7 protein-coding genes are annotated in these 11,664 nt (G+C 43.8%); 3 read left to right on the top strand and 4 right to left on the bottom strand.

The annotated features are described in order from the left end of the window. Positions 1-461: class I SAM-dependent methyltransferase (locus PX484_RS18785; protein WP_288105096.1), on the bottom strand; the 461-nt coding region annotated here is incomplete at its 3' end. 106 nt (positions 462-567) lie between these two features. On the opposite strand from PX484_RS18785, the gene PX484_RS18780 reads away from it, so the two are divergent. Next, entirely contained in the window at positions 568-3,681 is a 3,114-nt protein-coding gene (locus PX484_RS18780; protein WP_287665580.1) for a hybrid sensor histidine kinase/response regulator, read from the top strand. Positions 3,682-3,984: 303 nt separating this feature from the next. Here PX484_RS18780 and PX484_RS18775 read toward each other — a convergent pair whose 3' ends face one another. Next, positions 3,985-4,734: a class I SAM-dependent methyltransferase gene (locus tag PX484_RS18775; RefSeq protein ID WP_287766609.1), complete on the bottom strand. Its 750-nt coding sequence runs from the start codon at positions 4,732-4,734 to the stop codon at positions 3,985-3,987. 80 nt (positions 4,735-4,814) lie between these two features. After that, the gene (locus tag PX484_RS18770) at positions 4,815-5,306 is read right to left on the bottom strand and encodes a hypothetical protein (RefSeq protein ID WP_002760830.1); all 492 of its coding nucleotides are present in this window, start codon (positions 5,304-5,306) and stop codon (positions 4,815-4,817) included. 191 nt (positions 5,307-5,497) lie between these two features. Here PX484_RS18770 and uvrB point away from each other — a divergent pair, with 191 nt between their 5' ends. Both uvrB and PX484_RS18760 read left to right on the top strand, forming a co-directional pair. Next, a complete protein-coding gene (gene uvrB, locus PX484_RS18765) occupies positions 5,498-7,501 on the top strand; it encodes an excinuclease ABC subunit UvrB (RefSeq protein ID WP_288105094.1) in 2,004 nt (667 codons plus the stop codon). Positions 7,502-7,505: 4 nt separating this feature from the next. Beyond that, positions 7,506-8,549 carry a flagellar assembly protein H gene (locus tag PX484_RS18760; protein ID WP_287766574.1) on the top strand — a complete coding sequence of 348 codons (1,044 nt, stop codon included), beginning with the start codon at positions 7,506-7,508 and terminating at the stop codon, positions 8,547-8,549. Positions 8,550-8,838: 289 nt separating this feature from the next. On the opposite strand, the gene PX484_RS18755 is transcribed toward PX484_RS18760, so the two are convergent. After that, a partial coding sequence (locus tag PX484_RS18755; RefSeq protein ID WP_288105092.1) for a UPF0182 family protein occupies positions 8,839-11,664 on the bottom strand: 2,826 nt, incomplete at its 5' end.

Here is an 11,664-nt window from a genome sequence, read left to right as displayed (position 1 = left end):
TCGTAGTAGGGATCATAATTACTTTTATCGGCATCGATAAAGACAAAATCAAAACTATTACTTTCTCCCCCGGCGATTAATTGATCTAAAGTCTCCAGGGCCGGGGCAATTCTTAAATCGATTTTATCGGCGACACCGGCCCGCTGCCAATAACGGCGGGCTATACTGGTATATTCTTCGCTTAGATCACAGGCGATCAGCTGGCCTTGGGGGGGTAAAGCTAAGGCCACCACTAGCGCACTATAACCGGTAAAAACCCCTATTTCTAGGGTTTTTTTCGCCCCGATCACCTGTACTAAAAAAGCCATGAACTGACCTTGTTCGGGGGCAATCTGCATGACTGCTAGGGGTTGAGAGGCAGTTTCTTGACGTAACTGAGCTAAAATCGGGGGTTCTCGCAGACAGATAGATTGATAATAGGAATAAAATTGTCGATCGAGTCCAAGAGTTTGATTAGCCATAAAAAAATTCCTAGTGAATGGATTTATCAGGTAAAATTCTGGGTAATCTGAAGCTAGAGAGAGCGCATTGGTTGACCAAAAAGGAAGACTTGGCAGGAAGCAAATCATGATGAAACCGGACTCGGAGCATTTCTTTAACGAAGAGCTCGAACAGTTGTTAGAGAGTTTAGAAGACAAAGACACCGACGGTGACGAGACCCTAGACGAACTCAGCTTTTTATTTGAGCAGATTTCCCCTCCTGCGGCGAGGTATGGGGCTTCTCTTGACCAAACCCTGTCTTTCTTGCCCTTAGAACAGGAATTAGAGGAACTTTTTGGCGATAGCATCAATTGGGAAGAAGCCGCCACTAATGATCTTTATTCTACCCGTGGGACTGCTGCCAAGTCAGAAGCCGAAGATTGGGATGATCTGGAATCGCTGCTGCTAGAAAATGCAGCGGTTCGGGACTCAGAAGCAATTATAACCATCAGCAACCCGAATTTTTACGACAGCCTCGAAGACTTAGAAGCTTTTCTGGAAAAACCCACTCCACCGGCGCAATCGCCACTGCCAGACATCTTGGAATCCCTAGAGGTCTTCCTCTGGGAATCCACAGCAGCGGCTCCAGTGGCCGCGACAGAACCTCTCCAACGGTTAGAATCACTGGAAATTGCCCCAGAAAGCTCCCCAGAGGATGAATTCAAAGATTTAGAAAAACTCCTCGAAGAAACCAATCAGGTGATGGCAGCAAATCCGGCGGCCAGTTTCAGTCCACCGGTCGGGTTAAATAACCTGCGTCCCCTTGTCGGTAAAGCTTTTGAACAGACGACGCGGGTGCCGATCAAACAATTGGACAACCTCAGCAATCTGATCGGGGAACTGGTGGTTAAACGCAATCGTCTGGAAGAGGAACAGGATCGGCTGCGTCTCTTTTTAGACAATTTGCTAACCTGCGTCCAACATCTGAGCGATGTGGGCAGTCGGATGCAGTATCTCTATGAAAGAACCCTCCTAGAAGGGGCTTTACTGTCTAGTGGCAATTCTGGCGGTGCCATCGGTTACGGTAGAGTTAAGGGAGAAAATCAGGGCAATTCGGCTATGACCGGGCAACTAGATGCCCTAGAGATCGACCGTTTTACCGATTTCCACTTATTATCCCAAGAGATGATCGAATTGATCGTGCGAGTGCGAGAATCGGCCTCTGATATTCAATTTGTCGTCGATGAAACCGATCAGGTGACGCGCAGTCTGCGACAGGCTACCACCCAACTACAAGAAGGGATGACCAAATCGCGCATGGTTCCCTTTAGTCAAACTGCCGATCATCTACCCCGGGCAATTCACGATATTTCCCTGAAACTGCACAAACAAGCCAAATTAAAAGTGGAAGGGGGGGGTGTTCTCATCGATCAGATGATCCTTGAACATCTCAATAGTCCCATGATCCATCTGGTCAACAATGCGATCACCCACGGCATTGAATCACCCCAAGAACGCATGGCCAAAGGCAAACCCGCCCTCGGTAAGATCTCTGTCCGGGCATTCCTACAGGGAAATCAAACCGTGATCACCGTTAGTGATGATGGGGCTGGTATTGATACTAATCGGGTTAAACTTAAGGCGATCGAGAAAGGTCTGATCAGCGAGAGGGAAGCTCAAAACCTCAGTCCCCAAGAAGTCTATGAAATTCTTTTTCATCCCGGTTTTACTACCAAAGATCAGGCCGATGATTTTTCTGGTCGTGGGGTGGGTTTAGATGTGGTGCGGACCAGTTTAATCGATGTGCGCGGGACTGTTACTATTGACTCGGTACTGGGCAAAGGAAGCACTTTTACGATCCGTTTACCGCTAACCCTGAGTATCTGTAAGGCCCTCTGTTGTGTTAGTAATCATGCGCGCATCGGTTTCTCCATGGACGGAGTGGAAGATATGAAGGATTTTCGGGCCAGCGATATCCAAATAGATGGAGAGGGACGGCCCTGCGTTTTCTGGCAAAATACTTTACTACCTTTCCAACCCCTGAGCGAGTTGCTTTCCTACAATCGACAACTTAGTCGCGGTAGTTTTTACACTGGCAAGCCGGAGGAAGACTCTTTTTCGATCGTGATCCTGCGCGGTGGTAATCATCTCCTCGCGGTACAGGTGGATAAAGTGATTGGTGAACTGGAAATCGTCATCAAACAGATCGAAGGACCGATTCCGAAAACGGCTGGGATTGCTGGGGCGACGGTTTTAGGGGATGGTACGGTGATGCCCGTCGGCGATGTGTTAGAGTTAATCGACATCGCCAGGGGTCGTCTGCGTATCGATAACGGTGGTCTTTGGCGCCAATCTGCCTCCCCTGTAGAGGTGGAAACTAGCCAAAAATCCGAGGCTATGGTTCTGATTGTCGATGATTCGATTACGGTTCGGGAATTGCTCTCTTTAAGCTTTATTAAAGCTGGTTATCGTGTGGAACAGGCCCGGGATGGTCAAGAAGCTTGGGAAAAATTACGCGGCGGTTTGCCCTGTGATATCGTTTTCTGCGATATCGAGATGCCCCGCATGAATGGCCTGGAATTACTGTCTAATTTGCAAAAAGACCCCCGATTAGCGGCGATTCCCGTGGCTTTGTTGACTTCCCGCGGATCTGAACGTCATCGTCAGGTGGCGGCGAAATTAGGGGCTAGTGGTTATTTTACCAAGCCCTACACGGAAAGAGATTTACTCTGGGCAGCTGAAAGAATGATTGCAGGAGAAGTATTACTAGCTAATAGTATTAAAGCGACTCCTAATCAGCTTTCATCCTCCGATACAACGATTATTGATAGTAATCCCGCTCATTTGTTGGCACAATCGAGTCCTCTCGTCTTGATTGTTGATGATTCGTTAATAGTGCGGGAAATGTTAATGATTTCTTTGGTTAAAGCTGGTTATCGCATTGAACAGGCCCAGGACGGTTTAGAAGCATGGGAAAAATTACAGGCCGGATTAGCTTGTGATCTGATTCTCTGCGATATCCAAATGCCTCGCCTGAATGGGTTAGAATTGCTCTCTCGTCTGCAAGAGGATGAACAACTTCAGGGGATACCAGTGGCGATGATTACCTCGCGCGGGACGAAAAAAATGCAGCATCTCGTCGCTGCTAAAGGAGCAAAAGGTTATTTTGTCAAGCCCTGGATTGAGGATGTTTTACTGTCAGCAGCCCAACGTTTAATCGCTGGTGAGGTATTAATCCAGAAAGAAAGTCCCGCGGATTAGCTGAGGTTAAGTAGCTGGTTATAATTAAATTAAAAATGGATTTTAGGTTCGATCCCCCCTGCCCCCCTTGATAAGGGGGGTGCCGATCCCCCCTTAGTCCCCCCTTAATAAGGGGGTTGCCGATCCCCCCTTAGTCCCCCCTTAATAAGGGGGTTGCCGATCCCCCCTTAGTCCCCCCTTAATAAGGGGGGTGCCGATCCCCCCTTAGTCCCCCCTTAATAAGGGGGTTGCCGATCCCCCCTTAGTCCCCCCTTAATAAGGGGGGCATCTGATAGTTTTTAATGCCTACCTACTTAGGGCTTGCTAATTTGAACTTGTTTTCTGGAAAATCATTAAATGTTGTTGGGGCAAAGTCTCGATAATTTCTGCTGGCACTAAACCGACAGCGGCCATTTCTTTTTCTACCTGTCTGCGGGTCATTTTATGAAGGGCCTTGATGGCAATCAGAGGGTTTTCACGACGGTATTCTACTAATACCACCCTACCAGCGGGTTTTAAAGATTTGACCAGATTTTCCATCATCTCGCGGGGACAGGAAAACTCGTGATAAGCATCCACCATTAAAGCTAAATCGATCGCATTTATAGGCAATTTGGGATCGGTTTCTGTGGCGAGAATTGTGGTGACATTCTTAACTTGATTTTCCTCGGCTAAAAAATCAATTGCCCCTAACATTTCCGGTTGCACATCGACGGCAAAAACTTGTTCTACTAAATTCGCCAGAGGAAAACTAAAATAACCTGTCCCCGCTCCGATATCTGCCACTAGATCTGTGGGTTTTAGATGTAGTGCGGTGATCAGATCATCGGGTTTTTCTGTGAAACGGCGACTAGGACGTTCTAACCATAACATTTCTTGGTGTCCCATGACTTTAGCGATTTCCCGTCCTAGATAAAATTTACCGATACCATCGCGACTATGAAGCGATCGAATCTGATAATATTCCTCTGGTGCTAAAACTGAAGCATCGTAGGTAAGATTTAATAATCCGAAACCACAAAAAACTACTATTAGAAACGAGACAATTAAGAAAAATTTTTGCTTAAACAGCATCGGGATTAAAAACGGTGGGCTAGAAAAAATAAATTCCCCGTCCGGGACAGGGAAAACATCTATCTTGATCAACAAAACAATTAATCCAAAAATCCCATTAAAGTTTCGGGATCATCGATTTCATTGGAAGCAACGGGACGATTACCCATGACTGTATAAGTTTCGCTAATGTGCAGATGACTGAGAGCGATCGGACGATTGCCAGAGATCGCCAGAGTGCTGCTAACTTCCATACCACTAGAGCCGACAGGACGCAATCCACCGACGGAAGAATAGGTACTAACCACTTTCAGATGGCTAACTTCCACGGGACGGCCCCCTGGTAACATTTCATCTTCCGTGAAGTGAAGATGGCTAGTACCAACAGGACGATTTTCGGGTAAGCGATGTTCAGGTTGATAGAATTTTAAGGCTTTGGAAGCCGATTCAGCGTTGTTTTTCACCGAAAGGGCGACCACTTCTTTATCTTTGGCGGTTTTAGCCGTAGTAGCTTTACCGCGTGGGCTGCTGGTCTTTTCTTCTGTGGTTGCTGGGGTTTGAGTCCCGTTCGTTTCTAGATTTTCCACCGTCATAACCTGATACTCCTTTCCGTTAATAGCTTCGGGGAAACGATAAGATTTAAGTTTAGGGTATTCTCGAAGACTTTTAATCTTTTTTTAAAATCCTCTCTAATATTAAGATACATCTTTCTTTCCCAAAACCCTATAAGTGTTGGTAATTTGATTGATAATTTATTTTGCCTGTTCTCTACACCCAGCCGCTAATGACCGCTTTTCAACTACAAGCACCCTTTCAACCCACTGGGGATCAACCGGCAGCGATCGATAAATTAGTAGATTCCCTGCAAAACCGGCAGCGTTTCCAAACCCTCTTGGGGGCAACCGGCACCGGCAAAACCTTCACCATTGCCGCTGTGATCGAGAAAATCGGCAGGCCTACCCTCGTCCTGGCCCATAATAAGACCCTGGCGGCCCAATTATGCAACGAATTGCGGCAATTTTTCCCCAATAACGCCGTGGAATACTTTATCAGCTATTACGACTACTATCAACCAGAGGCTTACATTCCCGTCAGCGATACCTACATCGAAAAGAGTTCTTCGATTAATGATGAGATCGATATGCTGCGCCATTCGGCCACGCGATCGCTGTTTGAACGCAGGGATGTGATCGTCGTCGCTTCCATTAGTTGTATTTATGGTTTGGGAATGCCGGCGGAATACCTGAAAGCGGCGATTTCCCTGACAGTTGGTCAAGAGTTCGACCAAAGGCAATTATTACGGGCCTTGGTGTCAGTGCAGTACAATCGCAATGATTTAGAGTTAACTCGCGGTCGTTTTCGTCTGAAGGGCGATATTTTGGAAATTGTTCCCGCTTACGAGGATCGGGTGATTAAAATTGATTTTTTTGGCGATGAGATTGAAAGTATTCGTTATCTCGATCCCCTGACGGGGGAAGTTTTGCAAAAATTAGAGCGAATTAGTATTTATCCGGCCCGTCACTTTGTTACCCCGGAGGAGCGTTTAGAGGTAGCCTGTCGGGATATTAAAACCGAGTTAGATAACCGTTTATTGGAGTTAGAAAAAGCGGGCAAATTACTGGAAGCGCAACGTTTGGATCAGCGGACTCGTTATGATTTAGAAATGTTGCAGGAAGTGGGTTATTGTAATGGCGTGGAAAATTATTCGCGGCATTTAGCGGGTAGATTAGCGGGGGAACCGCCGGAATGTTTGGTGGATTATTTTCCACAAGATTGGTTATTAGTTGTGGATGAATCTCATGTTAGTGTGCCGCAAATTCGCGGGATGTATAATGGCGATCAATCACGAAAAAAAGTTTTGATCGATCACGGGTTTCGTTTACCCAGTGCTGCGGATAATCGTCCTTTGAAGTCGGAAGAATTTTGGCAGAAAGTTAATCAATGTATTTTGGTTTCGGCCACTCCGGGAGATTGGGAATTAGAACAGTCAGAAAATCGCATTGTTGAACAAATTATCCGACCGACGGGAGTTTTAGACCCGGAGATTTTTGTGCGACCAACCGAGGGACAAGTGGATGATTTATTAGGGGAAATTAAGGAGCGAGTGCAGTTAAATGAACGGGTTTTGATTACCACTTTAACTAAACGCATGGCGGAAGATTTAACCGAATACTTACAAGAAAGGGGAATTAAAGTTAGATATCTACATTCGGAAATTCAATCAATTCAACGGATTGAAATTATCCAAGACCTGCGAGAAGGGGTCTTTGACGTGCTGATCGGGGTGAATTTGCTTCGCGAGGGGTTAGACCTGCCGGAAGTGTCTTTAGTGGCGATTTTAGACGCAGATAAGGAAGGATTTTTAAGGGCTACCCGCTCTTTAATTCAAACTATCGGCCGGGCTGCTCGTCATATTCGCGGTCAGGCAATTCTTTACGGAGATAATCTCACTGATAGTATGATTAATGCGATCGAAGAAACCAAGAGACGGCGAGCTATTCAAGAGGAATATAACCAAAAACATGGGATTATTCCGCAATCGATTGTTAAAAGGTCGAGTAATTCAATTTTGGCTTTTCTGGATATTTCCCGTCGCCTAAATTCTCAACAATTAGAGCAGGTTTGTGAGAATATAGAAGAGCTTTCTTTAGAACAAATTCCCGAGTTAATTCAACAACTAGAAGCGCAAATGAAAGAAGCGGCTAAAAATCTAGAATTCGAGTCAGCAGCTAAATATCGTGATCGGATTAAGCAATTACGAGATAAGTTATTAAATCATCTTAGATAAACCTATGACTAGATTTATTCATGACCAGTTTGCTAAAGATTATCTCGAAGAATTATTATCTTCTCTGGGAGAGGTAAAATCGGCACGGGTTGTACGCGGAGAAGTACGAGAAATCGATGTCTGGTTTTCACCGAATATTCTCGATAATAATCCTAGAGAGCTGCTGGGATTACTGGGAAAAATGGCGATTAATCCCTGTTTATTTGAACCCTTTCGCAATCCTGTCACCGCTACAGAAATTAGGACTTGTCTGTTAAAATTGTTGCAAGTGGAAGGGGAAATTAATCGTCAAGCAAATCGTCAGAAAACGAATGTTAACGATGCAGAAATACCCCGTCTCTGGATTTTGACTCCCACCGCTTCCGCGCAACTGTTAGGAGGATTCGGAGCTAAATTAGATGAGGAGAATTGGGGGGAGGGTATCTATTTTTTAGCTCCCTCTTTACGCACGGCAATCACCGTTATCCATCAATTACCCCCAACAGAAGCAACTCTCTGGTTAAGAATTTTAGGCCGGGGAAAAGTACAAGCAAGGGCGATCGATGAGCTAGAATCGTTACCAGAGGATCATCCTTTTCGGGTAAATGCTCTAGAATTATTATTAAACTTGAGAACCTCTTTAACTAACGATCAAGAGCTTGAACAGGAGGACAGAGAGTTAATTATGAGATTATCACCTTTATACACTTCCCGTCTTCAGGAAGAACTGGATGCTGGCCGTCAACAGGGTCTTCAACAGGGTCTTCAACAGGGTCTTCAACAGGGTCTTCAACAGGGTCTTCAACAGGGTCTTCAACAAGGTCTTCAACAAGGTCTTCAACAGGGTCTTCAACAGGGTCTTCAACAGGGTCTTCAACAGGGTCTTCAACAGGGTCTTCAACAAGGAGAACGTCTGGTGATAGAAAATTTATTGAAAGCTCGTTTTGGTAGTTTAGACCCAGATTTATCCGTAATTATTGATCGCATTTTATTATTACCGGTGGAGGAGTTTACCCCTTTAATAATTAATTCATCTCGCACAGAATTAATTGCCCACTTTTCTAATTAAAAGAATAACTCAATCCTTTGATGATAGTGGATTTGAAAATTGGCTGATTAACCAGAGCAGGCAATTTTCTGGGCGAATTTGGGGATATTGAGGATTGTTCTGGAATCAGCATCAGCTTTCTTGCTAATTTGTGGCCAATTAGCGACAATTTAAGTAGGTAGGCTTTAAAAATTATCAGACACCCCCCTTATCAAGGGTAGGGTTGATTCATGAATCAACCCTACCTTATCAAGGGAGGCAGGGGGGATCGAACCTAAAATCCATTTTTAATTTAATTATAACCAGCTACTTAGCTCTGATCACCTTGGAATAGCTTTTCTAAAGCTTCCTTCAAGGTTGGTTCCATGACAATTTTATTTTGATAAGCAACTGTTACTCTAGCGATTGTAGGGACACTATTTTGGTCTGCCACTAGATACAAAGGTTCTACATAAAGCAGCGATTGTTCAATGGGAATAATTAATAGGTGTCCTTGCAAAACTTTAGAACCGTCCCGATTCCAAAGGGAAATCTGTTGAGAAATATCTGGATCTTGGTTAATTAAAGCCTCAATTTGATTCGGTCCGTACACTAACCTTTGTTTAGGAAATTGATAGAGTAATAACTTACCATACTCTCTATCGTCTGAACGCGCTGCCAACCAAGCGATTAAATTTTGCCGACTAGAGGGAGTATAGGGATGGAGGAGAATAAATTCTTCTTTGTCGGAATCGGGCAGTTTCATGATTAAATAATAGGGTGATACAGCCTGGGGTTCCGTGCCGTAAATTTCTAGGGGAATTTCCCATTGATCCTCCCGATTATAAAATACTTGTGGATCGGTCATGTGATAGGTTAATAATCTTTCCGCTTGGGTACTAAATAAATCTTCGGGGTAACGGATATGACTGCGGAGAGTTTTCGGCATTTCTGCTAAAGATTTAAAGAGATGGGGAAAGATTTTACTCCACGTCTGAATAATTGGATCATTTTCATCGGCAACATAGAAATTCACCGTTCCATGATAGGCATCCACTACCACTTTGACCGAATTGCGAATATAGTTAAATTTATCTTTTCCTGGGTCAGAATAGGGATAGCGATCACTAATAGTATAAGCATCAATAATCCAATGTAATTTACTACTACTATCGCCCACATCTGCCGCTACTAAATAGGGGTTGCGATCATAATTTAAAAAAGGTGCGATAGTTTGCACGCGATTTTGGATATCACGACGCATTAATAGCCGAGTTTCGGGAGTAAAATCTTGACTAAATAACATTTGCCAATCCCGCAGATAAAGGGCAAATAGCCAACGTCTCCACCCCGTACCCACTAGGATTCCTCCCTTGCCATCGTAGGTATTATAGACATTTCCATCCCCGCTAGGAAAATCCAATTCTTCTGCAGTGGTGGGAGTCATCACATAATTATTAGTTAATTCCCCGTAGTAAATGCGGGGTTTACCAATGGGAATACTATAATCAATTAATTTGCTAGAGGTTTGTAGGGCCCCTTCGTCTTTATTTGTGCCGATATCTTTGACAAAATAGTAGGGTAAACCCCCGGCAGCTACTAAATTAACCGGGGAAAGAGTGAACCCGTAACCGTGGGTATAAACGAGATGTTTATTCACCCAAGTATTAGCAGTAGTGGGAACCGCACTATAATCTAATTCTCTAGCGGCAATAATGGTCTGTTGTTTTTCAGATATTTGACGTTCCTCGATTTTTTCAGGCACTCCCACTCGCACTCGATAGCGATCAATATCAGCATCGGGGAATTTATAATATAAGCGAATTTGCTGTAATTGTCGGTTAGTTTCTAGCAGTGGTTTGGTGTCCCAAAGACGAATATTATCGATAGTCAGATGATTTTTCTCTAAAACTTCGGCATTTAATTCGGCCTGTGGATCGAAAACTTGGGCATCAATTCTATCTAAGGAAAAAGCCGCTCTTGTGGATTGAATACTTCTTTCGATATAGGGTCTTTCTCTCACTAATTCATTCGGTTGTACGATTATTCTTTGTAATCCTCCACTGATAATTATGCCACTTATCCAAACAATTAAATAGAGAAATACAGGAACTAAGTAGGGGAAAAATACCAACTTTTTCTTGGCGGTTTTGTGTAATTTGCGACGGTATTTTTTACCAAATAATGCTTTTTCTCCTAACCATATACAGGTTATTCCTGCAATAATTCCCAGAATAATTTCAATAAATTGACCAACATGAGCATCGATATAACCCGCACCATAAACTACTCCTTCGGGAGAATAAAGTAGCAGGTAACGCTGAATAATATGGTGTAATACTAGCAGCCCCATTAACCCACTCCACAGGGCATATAAATGACGCAGTTGCGGACGGGAAAACCCTGGAAATTTTCCCTGAGAAAGACTATCACCTGAAAAAAGATAGGTTAAACTAACAGCAAAAAGAGTATATATTCCCACACCACTGAGCCATAATTCTAGTAACTGCCACAGGGGTAATTGAAAGATATAAAAACCTAAATCATTCCCGTATTGGGGATCGTTAATATTGAAAGGAACACCATAAAAATATTTTAAAAAATTCGCCCACTGCCCAGCAATTATAAAAGATAGCATTACAGTAAATACTATAGATATTATTTGCAAAAAATACTCGGTTTTAATTAATAATCCCAAGACTAAAAAAGCGATAATTACCCCTTGCCAAAGATTACTGGAAATATCGGTTAATACTTGCCTAATCCAAACTATTTGCAGAGGAGAACTTAGGGAAGAACTAAGGTTAGGGAGATTAAAATCTGGTGTCCAGAGACTGAGGGCTAGTTTACTGTAATACAATAACATTGACCCGATCCAAGCTCCAATTCCCGTTGCGATAATCAAAAGACCGAGTAAATTAATACTAGGAGATTGAGGACTAAGAGGATAACTATCTTCCTGGGGTTTTTGCCAACGAAAACGCTGGGCTAAACGTAAATTAGTAAAAATAAAGAGTAGAGAAAGAATCGCACTTCCCCAACCTAATCCTAGTTGCCAAGATAATTGTTTCAGGAAAGTGTTTAAATAACCCATCTCGGTAAACCAGAGGCTATTGGCTACCACTAATACCCCCAACTGCCCGATCACAAGGCAGCC

It is taken from the genome of Microcystis sp. M49636_WE2, from assembly GCF_030065375.1.
Lineage (GTDB): Bacteria > Cyanobacteriota > Cyanobacteriia > Cyanobacteriales > Microcystaceae > Microcystis > Microcystis aeruginosa_C.
Note: the sequence above shows the minus strand (reverse complement) of the source record. Positions and strands in the feature narration are given on the sequence as shown.